Raw genomic sequence first — 17,744 nt, forward strand, 5'->3', positions numbered from 1 at the left:
TTTTATTTGTTCAATAAATAAATAGAAGGTGATAGCGTGCGTAAATCACTACTGAAACTGCTCGGGGTTGTTGCTGCATTAACGCTGTCCACATGCGTTTCCGCCTTGGGCATGGGAGGAATCAACGTTACTTCTGCCTTGGGGCAGCCGTTGAAAGCGGATATCGAGCTGGTGGCAGTCGGCAAGGCCGAAAAAGCCAGCCTGGTGGCACGTCTCGCTTCACCTGATATTTACAAGGGAGCCGGGCTCGAATACCCGCTCGGCAACAAGTTCAAGTTCCAGATCGAGAGCCGTGCGAATGGCGAACCTTACCTGAAGGTGACCAGCGCACAGCCGGTCAACGACCCGTTCGTCAGTCTGCTGGTCGAACTGACATGGGCTTCCGGCAAGCTGTTGCGCGAATACACCTTCCTGCTCGATCCGCCCGATTACGTTCCGGAGCAACCGAAGCCGGCAGAAGTGCAGGCCGTTGCTCCTGCGGTGCAGGCTGTTCCGGCAGAGGCTGCTGCGCCAGCACCTGTTGCGCAACCCGTTCCTGAGGTTGCTGCCCCCGCTGAAAGCCAACCGGCAGCCAAGCCAGTAGAGAAGCCTGTCGAGAAGCCCGCTGCGGCTGCACCGGCAAAGCAGGTTGCAGCCGCGCCGGCCAAGCCCGTCGCGACCGGCAACATCACCGTCAAGAGCGGCGACACCCTGAACAAGATCGCAGCACAGAACAAGCCAGCTGATGTGAGCCTGGAGCGCATGCTGGTCGCCCTGTATCGCGCCAATGCCAACCAGTTCGGCGGCAAGAACATGAACCGCATCAAGACCGGCAAGATCCTCCGCCTGCCCGAGCAGAACGAGCTGCTGGCCGTGGGGCAGGCCGAGGCAGCGAAGGAAATCCGCGCCCAGGCTGCCGATTGGAATGCCTACCGCCAGCGGCTGGCCAGTGCGGCTGCTGTCAGCAGCCAGCCTCAAGAGGCGAAGCAAGTCGCCACCGGCAAGGTATCCAGCTCGGTGAGCGATAAAGCTCCGGTTGCCAAGGAGTCCGCCAAGGAAGTGCTGAAGCTGTCTAAGGGCGAGGCGCCAGGGGACCAGGTGGCTGGTACTGGCGGCAAGGCCATGACCGCCCAAGAGAAGAAGAATGCGGCTCAGGAAGAGGCGATCGCCAAGGCCAAGGCCTTGAAGGAAGAGCAGGGGCGTGCTGCCTTGCTGGAGAAGAACCTCAAGGATATGGAACGTCTAGCCCAGCTGAAGTCCGAAGCGGCTGCACTGGCGGCCGCCCCAGCTGAATCGGCTGTGGCTGCTGCAAGCGAAGTCGCTGCAGCCAGCGAGGTTGCCGCGGTCAGCGCGGTCAAGCCGGCCCCCGTCGCCAAGCCCAAGCCGAAAGTGGTTGTGGCGGAACCGACATTGGTTGACCAGATTCTGGGCAACCCACTTTACCTGGCTGGCGGCGCAGCAGCCTTGCTTGGTCTGGGCGGGCTCGGTTTCATGCTGACCCGTCGCAAGCAGGCTGAGGCGATTGCCGTCAGCAGCATGCAGGCCGAGGATGTCGGTGCGACTACCGGCCGTATGGCGATGCCGGTTGCGCCGTCTCCCGAAACCGGTGACTTTACCGCTCCGACCCATGTTGAGGAGGCTGCTCCGTCGGAAGATGTCGATCCGATCAGTGAGGCGGACTTGTTCCTGAATTTCGGCCGCGATGTGCAGGCGGAAGAAATCCTGAAAGAGGCGCTGCAGAAGACACCGGGCAATCACCAGATCCACCTCAAGCTGTTGGGCATTTATGCCAACCGCAAGGACGTGAATTCCTTTGCGACCATCGCCCGCCAGTTGCACGATTCCGGCGATGAAGAAGCCTGGCAGCAGGCGGCGGCAATGGGACGCAAGCTTGAGCCGACCAACCCGATGTATGGCGGCGGAAGCATCGAGGACGCGGAAAGCGCGACCACGATGACACCCGCACTGAATGTGACACCGGACTTCGTTCTGGGTGAAACCCCCGCGGCTTCGGCTCACGAGATTGACTTTGATCTGGGTGCTTCGGCCAGTGAGGAGGCGCCGGCAGCGGAGCAAGGGTTCCTCGCCGAGTCGACCAAGACCATGGTGTTGTCTGCCGAGGAGATGGCAGCTGCACAAGCCGAACCGATGGATTTCGATGTGACCTCGACCAATCCGGCGCTCAAGGCCGCGACCGAGGTGGACGTCGATATCACCGGTTCCCTGGACTTGGGGACTGCCAAGGCTGCTGCCGTGCAAGAAGAAGTTGCAGCTCCTAATCTGGAAGACCTGATTTTCGATGTGACGGCGACGCACCCGTCCATGCCGGCCGCGCAGCCTGAGGCTGAAAAGCCGGCGGCAGACGAGAGCGCGCTGGCTTTCACCCTGGATTTCCCGCTGACCGAAGAAACCCCGGCAAAACCTGCCGAAACGGCGCAGCCGGCCGAGATCGGTCTGGCCGATATCAGCCTGAATCTGGATGAGGTCGCCGCAGAGCCAGCCGAGCCTGCTGTGGAAGTGCGGGACGAGCATTGGCATGAGGTCGCCACGAAACTCGATCTGGCTCGCGCCTATCAGGAGATGGGTGACCAGACTGGGGCGCGCGAGATCCTCGAGGAAGTGCTGAAAGAGGGCGACGCAGGGCAGCGCGAAGCCGCACAGTCCATCATCGACCAGTTGGGCTAATCACCCCCGCTGACATGACGGCAGCTCATTGTTTGGGCTGCCGTTTTCTTTTGGAGCCGCTCGTGAAATTTCATCCTGCCGCGCAAATCCTGGCCTGGTGCCTGCTGGTCGCTACCGTGCAGGTGTTGGGGCTGGGCGCGTTGCTCATCGCGGCGGGACTGATCTTGCTGGCCACCCTTGCGATTTCGGGGCGCAAGTTCATTCATCTGTTGCGACGCACGCGATGGATCATGCTGTCGCTGCTGCTGATCTATTCCTACAGTACTCCCGGTCAGCTGCTGTTGCCGCAGATCGGCGTGTTCAGTCCGACGCATGAGGGAGCTATCGATGGCTCGTTGCAACTGCTCCGGTTGTTGGCGGCCTTGGGGGGGCTGGCTATATTGCTGGACCGGCTGCATCGGCAGCAGCTGATCTCCGGGCTGTATACGCTGTTCGCGCCGCTGCGATTGCTCAGTCTGTCGCGCGAACGGGCCGCGGTACGCCTTGCATTGACGCTGCACTACGCCGAGGTCGCCATGATGCGCGGCACACAGTCCTGGCAGGACACCTTACGCGGCCTGTTCGAACCGTACGACGAGGCCGCGCGGCAGATGGAATTGCCGTTGTATCGTTTTGCGTTCGGCGATGCCTGCCTGCTGGGCGGGTCGCTGGCTATATTGTGGCTGGTACTTAGATGATGGGGCTTCCGGGATGAGGGTCGCGCTGGGAGTTGAATACGACGGGCGGCCGTTTTGCGGCTGGCAGAGCCAGCCGGATGGGCGGACCGTGCAGGACGCGCTGCAACGGGCGTTGAGTCAGATCGCCGGCGAACCTGTCGCCGTGGCCGCGGCTGGGCGCACCGATACCGGCGTGCATGCGCTGGAGCAGGTGGTGCATTTCGATACCGGCACTGACAGGCCGCTCACCGCCTGGGTGCGCGGCGCGAACGCGCTGCTGCCGGAGAGCATCGCGGTGCGCTGGGCGCATGCCGTGCCGGACGAGTTCCATGCGCGCTTCTCCGCGCATGGGCGCAGCTACCGCTACCTGCTCATCAACCGAGCCACGCGTCCCGCCATCCAGGCCGGCAAGGTTGGCTGGTTCCACGCGCCGCTGGATGTCGCGGCGATGCAGGCGGCCGCACAATACCTGCTGGGTGAGCATGACTTCAGCTCATTCCGTGCGGCGGAATGCCAGGCCAAATCCCCCGTCAAGCGCCTGCACCAGCTGGACATCCGCAGGGAGGGCGACATGATCGTGTTCGACCTGAGCGCGGACGCGTTCCTGCATCACATGGTGCGCAATATCGTCGGTTGCCTGGTGTATGTGGGTAAGGGCAAGCACCCGCCAATGTGGCTGAAGGAAATCCTGGAATGCAGAAACCGCAAACAGGCCGCGCCGACCTTCGCGCCGGATGGGCTGTATCTGCGCCGTATTACTTACGAGGCGAAATGGGGGTTGCCGCACTTGCCGGAGGTGGCGGAGTTCCGGCCGGCGGGCTGAACCGGGGCTGTGCAATACGTCTTTGATCAGCCCGGATGGATGGTTTTATGCTTCAGGTGAGTCGAAGGAATGTTGCCTGGCAACGCTGGCGGCCCATAGGTCGAGCACTTCCGGCGGCATCGGCCTGCTGTAGTAATAACCCTGCGCGATATCGCAGCCCAGTTCGCGGAGTTTGAGCGATGCGGCGGCAGTTTCGATGCCTTCGGCCACTACCTTCAGACCGAGATTGTGAGCGAGATGGATGGTGGACTGGACGATGGCGATATCGTCCGGACTGTCCGGCAGGTTCATGACGAAGCCACGATCTATTTTTAGTTCGTCTGCATTCAGGTTTTTCAGGTACGCCAACGAAGAGTATCCAGTGCCGAAATCGTCAATGGAAATTCGGAAGCCCATGTCGTGGAATTGCTTTACCAGGCGCAACGCTTTTTCCGGGTTGTCCATGAAGGTGCTTTCCGTCAGTTCCAGCGTGATCCATTCCGGCTTGGCTCGTGTCTGGCGCAGTGTTTCCAATAAGTGGTTGACCAGCTCCGTATCGTCGAAACAGCGTGCCGAGAGATTGAGCGAAACGCTGATATCCAATCCCGTCTGGTGCCATTCACTGCACTGGGCAATGCCTTGCCGGATGATCCAGTGGGTCAACGGGTGGATCAGTCCGGACTGTTCGGCGACGTGGATGAATTCGGCTGGTGCTATCCAGCCTTCCTGAGGATCGCGCCACCGGGCGAGCGCTTCCACGCCCAGCAGTTTTCCAGAGGAGATGTCCACCTGGGGCTGGTAAACCAGGCTCAGCTGGTTGGATTCGAGCGCACGCATCAGTTTGCCATACAGCAGATGGTGGCGGATGAATGCCTCCTCCTGCCCGGATTCGTAGCGCAGCAGTGGAAGGTGTTTCTCTCTCGCGCGCATCATTGCCTGTTCCGCGCGGCGCAGCAGCTGGTCACTGCCGGAGGCGAAGTCCGGGTAGCTGCACAACCCCATGGTGTATTCGATATGCAGCGGCTGGCCGTTCGCATGATGGATGAAAGGGCGACTGTCGAGGAAGTCATGGAGGTCATGCATTTCGTCTTCGCCTTTCGAGAGGCAGAAGGCCAAGGCAAATTCGTCAAAACCGGTACGCGCCAGAATGGTGTCGGGTTTCATCCTGTTGAGCAGCGCCTGGGCGATGCTCCTGATCAGCTTGCGGCTTTCGTCGCTGCCGATGATGTTGCTGATCTCCAGGATGCGCTCCAGCTTGATATAGGCCACCGTTATCTTGGAGGTGTCATCACATTGAGCGACTTTTTGCGTCAGCAGCGTGAAGAACTGCATGCGGTTCGGAAGATCGGTCTGACTGTCGTGCAGCGTGCGGTGGCGCAGCTGACTCTGATAGGCCTCGGCCGCCGCACTGCGCTCGGTGAGCTCGTCGTGGAGACGGTGTTCGAAGTCGCTCCTTAAACGGTTGAACATCGAGGCGGCCACCGTATAGAACAGGAACGCCGCATACTGTTGCGTCACCTGCACGGAAGAGTAGGCGCCCCCGATGTTGATGATCTTTCCCAGTTTGTGTGCGGCGATGGACAATACAAAGAAACCGATGCTCCACAGCCAGCCGTTCTTTTGCCCGGCGACGAAGAAGGCGACGAAGGGGAAGACGTAGACCCAATAAACACCTGTCGCATCGAGTCCGCCGGAAATCTGCATATAGCCGAAGATGATGACCGAGGAAACCATCAACAGAGTTTCCGATAAGGGCAGCAGAATGTTTTTGACGGCCAGTATGAGGGCTGGTGCCAGCAGCAGGAAGGCCACGCCGAACTGGAGCCAAGCCAGCGCCTGAAGGCCGGCCTGTAGGTTGTACAGCGAATAATACAGAATGACGGGCAGCCCGATCATGCAGGCGGTGCGGATTCGTTCTTGCTTGGGCATGATCTCCACCACGCCATATGTATGCAACCCCAAAACGTCGCGCCCCCAGTGCGTGACCAAGTGTCTTGCGGCGCGTAAGCGTGATCGAACATCCATGGAAAGACCCGTGGCGGTTAACCAGAGTTGTACTGTATGGAGAATCGCGGAAATAAACAATATGCCAAACGGCCTAGTTGAAACGTACAGGGTATGGCTGGGGCAGGGATACCAACCGGGCGGATTGCGGGCGGAAGTTTGGTGTGGCCGTTGAATCCATTTACAATGCGGGCTGTTCCTGTCAGGTTTCTTTCGATGACCCGCGTCAAAATCTGTGGCATTACTCGTGTTGAAGATGCGCTGGCCGCCGCCCGGGAGGGCGCGCATGCCATCGGTCTGGTGTTCTACGAGCGCAGCCCGCGCCATGTGGGTATCGCCCAGGCGGCGCAACTGGCTGCCGCGCTGCCGCCGTTTGTGACCACTGTCGGCTTGTTCGTCGATGCCGATCCAGCATTCGTGCGCGCCGTGTTGGCCGCCGTGCCGCTCGATCTGCTGCAATTCCATGGTGACGAAACCCCCGAATATTGCACCCAGTTCGGACGTCCCTACCTCAAGGCGATCCGCGTCAAAGCGGGAGTGGATTTGCTACAATGCGCGGCTCGTTTTTCCACGGCCAAAGCGTTGTTGCTGGATGCTTACGTGGCGGGCGTGCCGGGCGGCACCGGGGCGACCTTCGACTGGGGGCTGATTCCCCGAAACTTGCCGCTGCCGGTGATCCTGTCCGGCGGGCTGGATCCGGACAATGTCGCGGCAGCCGTCGAACGAGTGCGGCCTTACGCGGTGGACGTGTCCAGTGGCGTGGAGGCGGCAAAAGGAATCAAGGATGCGGCGAAGGTCGCCGCGTTCATCAACGAGGTTAAACGAATCGATGTACAACTTTCCTGATTCATCCGGCCACTTCGGCCAATACGGCGGCATCTACATGGCCGAGACGCTGATCCCGGCGGTAGAGGAACTGCGCGATCAGTATCTGCGCTTCCGCGACGATCCCGAATTCAATGCCGAGTTCGAGTATGAACTGAAGCATTATGTCGGGCGTCCCAGCCCCATCTATCACGCCAAGCGTCTGTCGGACGACCTGGGCGGTGCGCAGATCTATCTCAAGCGCGAAGACCTGAACCACACTGGCGCGCACAAGATCAATAACGCCATCGGCCAAGCCCTGCTTGCCAAGCGCATGGGCAAGAAGCGCGTCATCGCCGAGACCGGTGCAGGCATGCACGGTGTGGCGACAGCGACCGTGGCGGCGCGTTACGGCATGGAGTGCGTGGTGTACATGGGCGCGGAAGACGTGCAGCGCCAGGCGCCGAACGTGTTTCGCATGAAGCTGCTGGGCGCCAAGGTGGTGCCCGTCGAGAGCGGCTCCAGAACGCTCAAGGATGCCTGCAACGAAGCGATCCGCGACTGGGTCACCAACGTCGAGAGCACCTTCTACATCTTCGGCACGGCAGCGGGGCCGCATCCTTACCCCATGCTGGTGCGCGACTTCCAGAGCGTCATCGGCAACGAAGCCAAGGTGCAGATGCCGGAGATGATAGGTCGCCAGCCGGATGTGGTGATCGCCTGTGTCGGCGGCGGCTCCAATGCTATCGGCATGTTCTATCCCTATATCGAAGTGCCGGGCGTGCAGCTCATCGGTGTGGAAGCGGGCGGCCACGGCATCGCCAGCGGCCAGCACGCAGCGCCGCTCACCGGCAACGCCAAGGTCGGCGTGCTGCACGGCAACAAGGTCTACCTGATGCAGGACGAGAACGGGCAGATCATCGAGACGCACTCCATCTCTGCAGGCCTGGATTATCCCGGCGTCGGCCCCGAGCATTGTCTGCTGAAGGATCAGGGGCGTGCGCAGTACGTCGCAATCGACGACGATGAAGCGATTGCCGCCTTCGATGCGCTGTGCCGCTTCGAAGGCATCATTCCCGCGCTGGAATCCAGCCATGCCCTGGCGCACGCGATCAAGATCGCGCCGACCATGGGCAAGGATAAGGTGTTGCTGGTGAACCTGTCCGGCCGAGGCGACAAGGACATGAATACCGTGGCGCGGATCAAAGGAATTACGCTATGAGCCGCATCCAGACGACCTTCGACAAACTCAAACAGCAGCAGCGCAAGGCGCTCATTCCGTTCATCACCGCAGGCGATCCCTCGCCGCAACTCACCGTGCCGCTGATGCATGGCCTGGTGGAGGCGGGCGCGGACGTGCTGGAACTGGGTGTGCCGTTCTCCGACCCGATGGCGGACGGTCCCACCATTCAGCGCGCTTCCGAGCGCGCACTCAAGCACGGCACGTCGCTGCGCGGCGTGCTGGGCATGGTAGCGGAATTCCGCAAACAGAATGCGACCACGCCGGTGGTGCTGATGGGTTACGGCAATCCCATCGAAGCCATGGGCTGGGAAGTTTTTGCGCAACGTTGTGCCGAAGTCGGTGTGGACGGTGTACTGACCGTGGATTTTCCGCCGGAAGAGAGCCATGAGGCCTTCGAGCATCTGCAGCGCCACAACATCGCACCCATCTTCCTGCTGGCGCCGACCACCAACGAGGCTCGCATCGAGCATGTCGCCAAACTGGCGCGCGGCTACGTGTATTACGTGTCGCTCAAGGGGGTTACTGGCGCGGGCAACCTCGACCTGTCGGCCATCGAGCAGAAGATCCCGCAGCTGCGCAAACACATCAAGCTGCCTATCGGCGTCGGCTTCGGCATCCGCGACGCGGCAACGGCGAAGGCGGTGGCCGGACTGTGCGACGGCGTAGTGGTTGGCAGCCGCATCGTGCAGGAAATCGAGAATTCGAACGAACAGAATGTCGTCGCCAACGTGAACAAGTTGGTCAAAGAACTGAGACAGGCTGTAGATCAAGCCTAAGGAGGAGTAAACATGAGCTGGTTCCAGAAATTATTGCCGCCGAAGATCAAGCGCCGCGACAGTGAAACAAAGAAGAGCAGCGTGCCCGAAGGGCTGTGGCACAAGTGCCCGAACTGCCAGGCGGTGCTGTACCACTCCGATCTGGAGAAAAACCAGAGCGTCTGCCCGAAGTGCAGTCATCACCACCGTGTTACGGCGCGCACACGCCTCGATCTGTTGCTGGACGGAGAGGGGCGCTTCGAGATCGGTGCGGAAGTGCTGCCGGTCGATACCCTCAAGTTCAAGGACAGCAGGAAATACTCCGAGCGCCTGATCGCCTCCAAGAAGAGCACGGATGAGGACGACGCGCTGGTGGTGATGCAGGGCAGCATCCATGCATTACCGGTGGTGGTGGCATCGTTTGAATTCACCTTCATGGGCGGCTCGATGGGCTCGGTGGTGGGCGAGCGTTTCGTTCGCGGTGTGCAGGTCGCACTGGAGCAGAAATGCCCGTTCATTTGCTTCGCCGCGAGCGGCGGCGCGCGCATGCAGGAAGGGCTGTTGTCGCTGATGCAGATGGCCAAGACCTGTGCCGCGCTGACGCAACTCAGCGAGGAAAAACTGCCGTTCATCTCGGTGCTGACCGACCCGACCATGGGCGGCGTTTCCGCCAGCTTCGCCTTCGTGGGCGACGTGGTGATCGCCGAGCCCGGCGCGCTGATTGGCTTCGCCGGTGCGCGCGTGATCCAGCAGACCGTGCGCGAGACCCTGCCGGAAGGCTTCCAGCGCGCGGAATTCCTGCTCGAACACGGTGCTATCGACATGATCGTGGACCGCCGGGAGATGCGCGACCAGCTGGCGACGCTGATCACTTTGCTGACCAAGCAGTCGGCTGTGGCGGAGATCGAGGCTGCCTAGGCCGGATGCTCTACTACGCGCTAAAAGTCGGGGTCTCCGCCATCGTTATCGTGGCGATAACGGAGATCGCCAAGCGCAGTAGCGGGGTCGCGGCTCTGGTCGCGGCTTTGCCGCTGACCTCGTTGCTGGCGTTCATGTGGATGTACTTCGATGGCGTGGAGTCGGCGCGCATTGCCGAGCTTTCGGGCCAGATCTTCTGGCTGGTGCTGCCTTCGCTGGTCCTGTTCCTGCTGTTGCCGATACTGATCAAACAGGGGCTGGGGTTCTGGCTGAGCCTTGCAATCTCCGTTGCTGCTACTTCGGCCTGTTACCTGGCCATGCTGCCCTTGCTGCGCAAATTCGGCGTGCAGCTGTAATACCTGAATCGCTGAAATGCCCAATACTCTGGCCGATTGGCTGACCTACCTCGAATCCCTGCATCCCAAGACCATCGCGCTGGGCCTCGAGCGTGTCGCGCAGGTCAGACAGCGGCTGAATCTCCAGCCTGATTTCCCGGTCATCATGGTTGGCGGCACCAATGGCAAGGGGTCGGTGTGTGCGATGCTGGAGTCCATCCTGCACGCCGCCGGATACAAGGTTGGCTGCTACACCTCACCGCATCTGTTGCGTTACAACGAACGTGTACGCATCGCGAAACAGCAGGCGAGCGATGCGGAGTTGTGCGCTTCGTTCGAGGCGATCGAACGGGCGCGCGACGACATTTCTTTGACGTATTTCGAATTCGGCACCCTTGCATCGATGCAGTGCTTCATCGAGCACGAGGTCGATGTCGCCATCCTCGAGGTGGGGCTGGGCGGCAGGCTGGATGCGGTGAACGTGTTCGATGCCGATTGCGCGGTGGTGACCAGCATCGATATCGATCATGTCGATTATCTGGGCGACACGCGCGAGCAGATCGCATTCGAGAAGGCAGGCATCTTCCGCAAAGGCCATGTGGCGATCTGCGCGGACAGCGATGTGCCGCAGGCGATCCGCGATCATGCCCATGAGATCGGCGCGGAGCTGTGGTGCATAGGCGGCGAGTTCGGTTTCACGCCGCATCAGGGACAGTGGGACTATCGAGGCAAATCGGCTGCCCGCAGTGCGCTGCCGTATCCGGCGTTGCGCGGCGCGTTCCAGTTGCATAACGCCAGCGCGGTGCTGGCGGCGCTGGATGCGCTGAAGGGGCGATTGCCGGTGAGCATGGAGGCGGTGCGGCGCGGGCTGGTCGAGGTGCAACTGGCTGGGCGTTTCCAGTTCGTGCCGGGCATGCCCCAGTTGATCCTCGACGTGGCGCACAATCCGCATGCAGCGCGCTCGCTGGCGCAGAACCTCGCGGCGTTGCCGCCTTGCCCGCGCACTTTCGCGGTGTTCGCCATGCTCAGGGACAAGGACATGGCGGGGGTGGTGCTGGCGCTTGATCCATACATCGATACCTGGCTGGTTGCAGGCATAGACGCGCCGCGCGGCGCGACGTCGGACGAACTGGCGCAGGTGCTGCGACAGTGCGGGGTGCGCGGCGAGGTCATGACCTTCGCGGACACTGCGCAAGCATTGCGTCACGCCTATAACGCGGCAGGCGAAAATGATAGAATCGCGGCCTTCGGATCGTTCTATACCGTGGCGGAAGCGATGCATGCCCGGGAGCTTTCCGTCATCTAATTCAAGCAAGCAGGATTGAAGCATGGCCAAAGAGCTGACAGACGACGAACAGAACCTGAGGCGCAAGGCTCGCCGCCGCCTGATCGGCGCCAGCGCGCTGACCCTGGCGGTGGTGGTGATCCTGCCGATGGTGCTGGACAGCGAGCCCAAGCCGAACACCCAGGACATCGATCTGCGCATCCCCAATCCGGACAAGGTCGGCGAATTCGTGCCGGGCGTGGCTGTTTCCGAAGTGGCGGAAGCGCTGCCGCTGGCCGGATCTGCCGTTGCTCCGGCATCCGCTGTCGCAACTGTTTCTGCACCTGCCGCCATTCCTGCTGTGGCAGCCTCTCCGGTGGCGGCGGTTGAAATCGTTAAGCCGGTTGTGAACGAAATCAAGGGAAATGTATCGAATCAGGCTACGCAGCCAGTTGCCAAGGTGGCCGAACCCAAGGCCGAGGCCAAAAGCGAAGGTAAGCAGGGCAGCGCTGGCTATGCCGCGCAGGTCGGGGCATATTCCAATGCCGCTACCGCGAAGCAGGAGCTGGACAAGCTGAAGAAGTGGGGTTTCAAGGCCTACACCGAAAAAGCCGGAAACAAGATACGCGTGCGCGTCGGCCCTTATGACGAGCGTGACAAGGTAGTGAAGGTAGCGAAACTGCTGGAGAAGCACGGGCTGCACCCGAGCATCGTTAGTGCCAAATGACCGGTTTCGATTACGCAGTAGCGGGGATATCTCTGGCCTCGTTGCTGCTCGGCTGGTGGCACGGCCTGGTTCATGAGGTATTGTCGTTGTTGGGGTGGCCGGTCGCTTTCCTGGTCAGCGAGTTATCCGAAAAGCTGTTTAACGAGTTGTTCGGTGAATTGTTCGGCGGCAGCCTGATTTCACTGCTCGCGTTCGGTGATGAGCGTACACGAACCATTTCTGCAGTTTATGTGCTGGTGTTCATTGCGGTATTGATCGTGTGGAGCTTGCTGGTCTGGATGCTCTCCAAACTGGTGAAGGCGATCGGGCTGGGGTGGATGGATAGTGCGCTCGGTGGCCTGTTCGGGCTGTTGCGCGGCGGATTGTTGATACTTGCGCTGGTGTGGGTGGCCGGGTTGACGCAGCTTCCGGAGCAGCCGTTCTGGCGCGACGCACTGTTGAGCAAGCCGGCGGAAGAGGTCGCCATGCTGACCAAGGCATGGTTGCCGGATAGCATCGCGCAGCGCATTCATTATGGACAGCGCAGTTAGTTTCAGTAGTTAATTTTTGGGATAGAAGATCATGTGTGGCATTCTTGGAGTCGTTTCGCAAACCCCGGCCAATCAGTTGCTCTATGACGGCCTGCAAGTGCTGCAGCATCGCGGCCAGGATGCCGCCGGCATCGCCACGCTGGACGGGCGCACCTTCCACCTGCACAAGGGCAACGGGCTGGTGCGAGACGTATTCCGCACGCGCAACATGCGCGCGCTGAAGGGCAACGCGGGCATCGCGCATGTGCGTTACCCCACCGCCGGTTCCGCTGTGGATCATAACGAGGCGCAGCCGTTCTACGTGAATTCGCCGTTCGGCATCGTGCTCGGTCACAACGGCAACCTGACCAACACCGCCGAACTGCAGAAGCAGCTGTTCGTGGAGGATCGCCGCCACGTCAACACCAATTCCGATTCGGAAGTGCTGCTCAACGTGCTGGCCCACGAGTTGCAAGTCAATTCCAAGGGGCTGCGCCTGGACGTGCCGACCATCTTTGCGGCGGTGTCGGGTGTGCACCAGCGCTGCCGCGGTGCATATGCGGTGGTGGCGATGATCGCCGGCTACGGCCTGCTGGCGTTCCGCGACATCTACGGCATCCGCCCGCTGGTGGTGGGAGTGAACGAGACCCCGCAGGGGCCGGAATACCTGGTCGCTTCCGAGAGCGTGGCACTGGACACGCTGGGCTTCAAGTTCCTGCGCGATGTCGCGCCCGGCGAGGCGATCTTCATCGACTTCGACGGCAACTTCCATAGCCAGCAATGCAGCGACAAGGCCAAGCTGAATTCCTGCATCTTCGAATACGTCTATTTCGCCCGCCCGGATTCGGTGATCGACGGCGTGTCGGTGTATGAGACGCGTTTGCACATGGGCGAGTATCTCGCCGACAAGCTGAAGCGAGAGTGGAGCGACGTGAAGATCGACGTGGTGATTCCTATTCCGGATTCCAGCCGCCCGAGCGCGATGCAGCTGGCGGATCGGCTCGATATCCCGTTCCGCGAAGGCTTCGTGAAGAACCGCTATATCGGCCGCACCTTCATCATGCCGGGGCAGGCGATGCGCAAGAAATCGGTGCGCCAGAAACTGAACGCCATCGGCGTCGAATTCAAGGGCAAGAACGTGCTGCTGGTGGACGACTCCATCGTGCGCGGCACCACCAGCCGCGAGATCGTGCAGATGGCGCGCGACGCCGGCGCGCTGAAGGTGTATTTCGCCTCCGCCGCGCCGCCGGTGCGTTTCCCCAACGTATACGGCATCGATATGCCGAGCCGCGCGGAGCTGATCGCCACCGGCCGCAGCGACGATGAGATCTGCCGCGAGATCGGCGCTGACGGCCTGATCTACCAGGACCTGGAAGACCTCAAGGCGGCGGTGCGCAAGGCCAATCCGGCCATCGTCGATTTCGACTGTTCCTGTTTCGACGGCCATTACATCACCGGCGACATCACGGCGGAATATCTGGATGCGATCGAGGCGGCTCGCGGTGCGGACAAGGCCGGCAAGCCGGTGGATGAGGACCAGATGGAACTCGACCTGGCGATGTCTGTGAGTTCGATGTGACGCGTTGACAGTTCGCGGTGGAAGGTGCTACTTTCCACCTGCGCCGATTTGAGGAACAGCTTGCGGGCGCATGACAAATACAGCTAAAGCGAGGGCAACCCGGTTTAGCTTCAAGCTTTCCGGGTTTTTTGCTTTCAGGAGATACCATGCCGGAAAAAAATTCATACCAGCCGGAAACACTGGCTGTGCGCGCGGGCAGCGTGCAAAGCCAGTTTCATGAGCACAGCGAGGCGCTGTTCCTGACCTCCAGCTTCACCTTCGACAGCGCGGAGCAGGCCGCGAAACGCTTCATCGGCGAAGAGCCGGGCAACATCTATGCGCGCTTCACCAATCCGACCGTCACCATGTTCGAGGAGCGGCTCGCCGCAATGGAAGGCGCTGAGCAATGCGTCGCGACTTCTTCCGGCATGTCCGCCATCCTGTCGCTCTGCATGGGGTTGCTGAAAGCGGGTGACCACGTTGTTGCCTCGCAGAGCATCTTCGGCTCGACCGTGAACTTGTTCAACACCGTGATGAAGAAGTTCGGCGTGGAGACGACCTTCGTCTCCGCCACCGACGTCGCGCAATGGCAGGCGGCGGTGCGTCCGAATACAAAGCTGTTCTTCCTGGAGACGCCGTCCAATCCGCTTACCGAAATCTCGGACATTGCGGCCATCGCTGCCGTGGCGAAAGGTTGCGGTGCCGTGCTGGCGGTGGACAACTGCTTCTGCACGCCCATCCTGCAGCGTCCGCTGGATCTGGGCGCGGATATCGTGATCCATTCCGCCACCAAGTACATCGACGGACAAGGGCGCGTGCTGGGCGGCGCGGTGCTGGGCAGCAGGAAACTGATGGAGCCGGTGTACGGATTCCTGCGTACCACAGGCCCGACCATGAGTGCATTCAACGCCTGGGTGTTCCTGAAGGGCATCGAGACGCTCAAGCTGCGCATGGAAGCGCACAGCGCGAATGCACTGCAACTGGCGCAGTGGCTGGAGAAGCAGCCCAACGTGGCGCGCGTGTTCTATCCCGGCCTGCCGTCCCATCCCCAGCATGCACTGGCGATGAAACAGCAGAAGACTGGCGGCGGCATCGTGGCGTTCGAGGTCAAGGGCGGCAAGGAAGCCGCTTGGCGCGTCATCAATAACACGCAGATGCTGTCTATCACCGCGAACCTCGGCGACACGCGTACCACCATCACCCATCCGGCGACCACTACGCATGCGCGCATCTCGCCCGAGGCCCGCGCCGCGGCAGGTATTTCCGACGGCTTGATCCGCATCGCGGTGGGGCTGGAGGCTGTGGTCGATATACAGAACGATCTGGCGCGCGGCCTCTGATGGATATCCTCGCCGCACAAGTTGGAGGCGCGCTGAAGGCGCATGGCCTGTTGCTGGCGACGGCGGAATCCTGCACCGGCGGCGGCGTTGCGCAGGCCGTTACCAGCGTTGCTGGCAGTTCGTCGTGGTTCGACCGCGGCTTCGTCACCTATTCCAACCCATCCAAGCAGCAGATGCTGGGGGTGAGCGAGGCGACGCTCCGGCAGTACGGCGCGGTATCCGAAGCTGTGGTGCGCGAGATGGTGGCGGGCGCGCTGCAGCACAGCGGGGCGCAGGTCGCCCTGGCGGTGAGCGGCATCGCGGGGCCGGACGGTGGCACGCCGGGCAAGCCGGTCGGCACGGTATGGTTCGCCTGGGGGGTCAAGCAGGGGGCGACTGTTGCGCGTCTGCAACATCTGGTCGGCGACCGAGACGAAGTGCGTGCACAGTCGGTGCGTATCGCCCTTCAGGGGGTGCTTGACCTGCTGGGACGGCGCACGGAAACGGCCTGAATTAAATAGAGAACGAACGTTCTGTACAACTCCGAATTGTTGTGCCACAATCCACCCCATCGTTTTTGAAAGGGGATCGCAATGGATGACAACAAAAGCAAGGCACTCGCAGCGGCATTGAGCCAGATCGAAAAACAGTTCGGCAAGGGCTCCATCATGCGCTTGGGCGAGAGCGATGTCGCAAAGGACATTCAGGTAGTGTCCACCGGCTCGCTGGGGCTGGACATCGCACTGGGCGTAGGCGGCCTGCCGCGCGGACGTGTGGTGGAAATCTACGGACCGGAATCTTCCGGCAAGACCACCCTGACACTGCAAGTCATCGCCGAGATGCAGAAGATGGGCGGCACTGCGGCGTTCATCGACGCGGAACACGCGCTCGACCCGCAATACGCTCAGAAGCTTGGTGTGGCAGTGGAAGACCTGCTGATCTCTCAGCCGGACAACGGCGAGCAGGCGCTGGAGATCGCCGACATGCTGGTGCGCTCTTCCTCGGTGGATGTAGTCGTGATCGACTCGGTCGCCGCGCTGACGCCCAAGGCCGAGATCGAAGGCGAGATGGGGGATGCGCAGATGGGGTTGCACGCCCGCCTGATGTCGCAGGCGCTGCGCAAGCTGACCGCCAACATCAAGCGCTCCAACACGCTGGTCATCTTCATCAACCAGATCCGCATGAAGATCGGCGTGATGTTCGGCAATCCCGAAACCACCACCGGCGGTAACGCGCTGAAGTTCTACGCCTCTGTGCGCCTCGACATCCGCCGCACCGGCGCGATCAAGAAGGGCGATGAGGTGATCGGCAACGAGACTCGCGTCAAGGTGGTGAAGAACAAGGTCGCTCCTCCGTTCCGCGAGGCGATGTTCGATATCCTCTACGGCGAGGGCATCTCGCGCGAAGGCGAGATCATCGAGCTTGGCGTGCAGCACAAGATTGTCGACAAGTCCGGCGCGTGGTATGCCTATCAGGGCGACAAGATCGGCCAGGGCAAGGACAACGCGCGCGAATACCTGCGCGAAAACCCCCACCTCGCGCTGGAGATCGAAAACCGTGTCCGTGAGGCTGTCGGTGTTGCCGCGTTAGCCGCACCGAACGCGGAATGATGGTGCGCGGGGTGACCGGAAACTCGATGTCGACCGGTGGCAAAGAAGCCTGAGCCCGGCCTGCGCGTGCGCGCCATGAAGTATCTGGCGCGCCGCGAATACAGTCGCGCCGAACTGCGCAGCAAGCTGCTGCCGCATGCGCAAGCGGGCGATGAGTTCGAGGCGGCACCCATGCAAGACCTTGATGCGCTGCTGGACGACCTGACCGCACGCGGCTGGCTGTCGGATGAGCGTGCCGCCACACAACTGGTGCACGCCAAACGCAGCCGCTTCGGCACGCAGCGCATCGCCCACGAATTGCGCCAGAAAGGCTTCGCAGAAAGCCTGATCATCGACACACTGCCTCAGTTGAAAGAAGGCGAGCTGGATACGGCGCGTGCAGTGTGGCAGAAGAAGTTCGGTGTTCTGCCCCAGGATGCGAAGGAAAAGGCCAGGCAGGCCCGCTTCCTGCAATCGCGCGGGTTCTCTATGGATGTGATCTTCAAAGTATTGCAAACGGGCAATTCGGAAGACGGTCCGTTCTGAATCTGGATCCACGCACTATCCTGTCTCTCGTCTGCCGTTCAAGGTCGTCAA

Annotated in this window: 17 protein-coding genes; 16 read left to right on the forward strand and 1 reads right to left on the reverse strand. The window is 61.3% G+C overall.

Going from position 1 to position 17,744, the window contains the following annotated elements:
- The first annotated feature begins 36 nt into the window (after positions 1–36).
- From FGKAn22_RS04255 to truA, 3 genes are all read left to right on the forward strand, one after another.
- The gene (locus FGKAn22_RS04255) at positions 37–2,664 is read left to right on the forward strand and encodes a motility hub landmark protein FimV (RefSeq protein WP_212786739.1); all 2,628 of its coding nucleotides are present in this window, start codon (positions 37–39) and stop codon (positions 2,662–2,664) included.
- A gap of 62 nt (positions 2,665–2,726) precedes the next feature.
- The gene (locus FGKAn22_RS04260) at positions 2,727–3,341 is read left to right on the forward strand and encodes a CbiQ family ECF transporter T component (RefSeq protein ID WP_212786740.1); all 615 of its coding nucleotides are present in this window, start codon (positions 2,727–2,729) and stop codon (positions 3,339–3,341) included.
- A 13-nt stretch (positions 3,342–3,354) separates the two neighbouring features.
- Positions 3,355–4,143 (forward strand): tRNA pseudouridine(38-40) synthase TruA, encoded by a 789-nt coding sequence (truA, locus tag FGKAn22_RS04265; protein WP_212786741.1) that lies wholly within the window; start codon positions 3,355–3,357, stop codon positions 4,141–4,143.
- A 45-nt stretch (positions 4,144–4,188) separates the two neighbouring features.
- On the opposite strand, the gene FGKAn22_RS04270 is transcribed toward truA, so the two are convergent.
- Positions 4,189–6,051 (reverse strand): putative bifunctional diguanylate cyclase/phosphodiesterase, encoded by a 1,863-nt coding sequence (locus FGKAn22_RS04270; RefSeq protein WP_212786742.1) that lies wholly within the window; start codon positions 6,049–6,051, stop codon positions 4,189–4,191.
- Between the two features lie 291 nt (positions 6,052–6,342).
- Between FGKAn22_RS04270 and FGKAn22_RS04275 the strand changes: the two genes are divergently transcribed.
- From FGKAn22_RS04275 to recX, 13 genes are all read left to right on the forward strand, one after another.
- Positions 6,343–6,972 carry a phosphoribosylanthranilate isomerase gene (locus FGKAn22_RS04275; protein WP_212786743.1) on the forward strand — a complete coding sequence of 210 codons (630 nt, stop codon included), beginning with the start codon at positions 6,343–6,345 and terminating at the stop codon, positions 6,970–6,972.
- A complete protein-coding gene (gene trpB / locus FGKAn22_RS04280; RefSeq protein WP_212786744.1) occupies positions 6,956–8,152 on the forward strand; it encodes a tryptophan synthase subunit beta in 1,197 nt (398 codons plus the stop codon). The genes FGKAn22_RS04275 and trpB overlap by 17 nt, the downstream gene beginning before the upstream one ends.
- Positions 8,149–8,949 carry a tryptophan synthase subunit alpha gene (gene trpA, locus FGKAn22_RS04285; protein ID WP_212786745.1) on the forward strand — a complete coding sequence of 267 codons (801 nt, stop codon included), beginning with the start codon at positions 8,149–8,151 and terminating at the stop codon, positions 8,947–8,949. The genes trpB and trpA overlap by 4 nt, the downstream gene beginning before the upstream one ends.
- A 12-nt stretch (positions 8,950–8,961) precedes the next feature.
- Positions 8,962–9,846 carry an acetyl-CoA carboxylase, carboxyltransferase subunit beta gene (accD, locus tag FGKAn22_RS04290; protein WP_212786746.1) on the forward strand — a complete coding sequence of 295 codons (885 nt, stop codon included), beginning with the start codon at positions 8,962–8,964 and terminating at the stop codon, positions 9,844–9,846.
- A gap of 5 nt (positions 9,847–9,851) precedes the next feature.
- A complete protein-coding gene (locus FGKAn22_RS04295) occupies positions 9,852–10,202 on the forward strand; it encodes a DUF3147 family protein (protein WP_212786747.1) in 351 nt (116 codons plus the stop codon).
- 16 nt (positions 10,203–10,218) lie between these two features.
- The gene (gene folC, locus FGKAn22_RS04300; protein ID WP_212786748.1) at positions 10,219–11,487 is read left to right on the forward strand and encodes a bifunctional tetrahydrofolate synthase/dihydrofolate synthase; all 1,269 of its coding nucleotides are present in this window, start codon (positions 10,219–10,221) and stop codon (positions 11,485–11,487) included.
- Between the two features lie 22 nt (positions 11,488–11,509).
- Positions 11,510–12,172, forward strand: a complete 663-nt coding sequence (locus FGKAn22_RS04305) for an SPOR domain-containing protein (RefSeq protein ID WP_212786749.1) — start codon at positions 11,510–11,512, stop codon at positions 12,170–12,172.
- Positions 12,169–12,702, forward strand: coding sequence for a CvpA family protein (locus FGKAn22_RS04310; protein WP_212786750.1), 534 nt, complete (start codon positions 12,169–12,171; stop codon positions 12,700–12,702). The genes FGKAn22_RS04305 and FGKAn22_RS04310 overlap by 4 nt, the downstream gene beginning before the upstream one ends.
- 31 nt (positions 12,703–12,733) lie before the next feature.
- Positions 12,734–14,260, forward strand: a complete 1,527-nt coding sequence (purF, locus tag FGKAn22_RS04315; protein ID WP_212786751.1) for an amidophosphoribosyltransferase — start codon at positions 12,734–12,736, stop codon at positions 14,258–14,260.
- A gap of 146 nt (positions 14,261–14,406) precedes the next feature.
- Positions 14,407–15,579: an O-succinylhomoserine sulfhydrylase gene (locus tag FGKAn22_RS04320; protein WP_212786752.1), complete on the forward strand. Its 1,173-nt coding sequence runs from the start codon at positions 14,407–14,409 to the stop codon at positions 15,577–15,579.
- The gene (gene pncC / locus FGKAn22_RS04325; RefSeq protein ID WP_212786753.1) at positions 15,579–16,070 is read left to right on the forward strand and encodes a nicotinamide-nucleotide amidase; all 492 of its coding nucleotides are present in this window, start codon (positions 15,579–15,581) and stop codon (positions 16,068–16,070) included. Before FGKAn22_RS04320 ends, pncC begins: the two co-directional genes overlap by 1 nt.
- A gap of 81 nt (positions 16,071–16,151) precedes the next feature.
- The gene (gene recA, locus FGKAn22_RS04330) at positions 16,152–17,168 is read left to right on the forward strand and encodes a recombinase RecA (RefSeq protein WP_212786754.1); all 1,017 of its coding nucleotides are present in this window, start codon (positions 16,152–16,154) and stop codon (positions 17,166–17,168) included.
- A 36-nt stretch (positions 17,169–17,204) separates the two neighbouring features.
- The gene (gene recX / locus FGKAn22_RS04335; protein WP_212786755.1) at positions 17,205–17,693 is read left to right on the forward strand and encodes a recombination regulator RecX; all 489 of its coding nucleotides are present in this window, start codon (positions 17,205–17,207) and stop codon (positions 17,691–17,693) included.
- Positions 17,694–17,744 lie beyond the last annotated feature (51 nt).

It is taken from the genome of Ferrigenium kumadai (assembly GCF_018324385.1).
Lineage (GTDB): Bacteria > Pseudomonadota > Gammaproteobacteria > Burkholderiales > Gallionellaceae > Gallionella > Gallionella kumadai.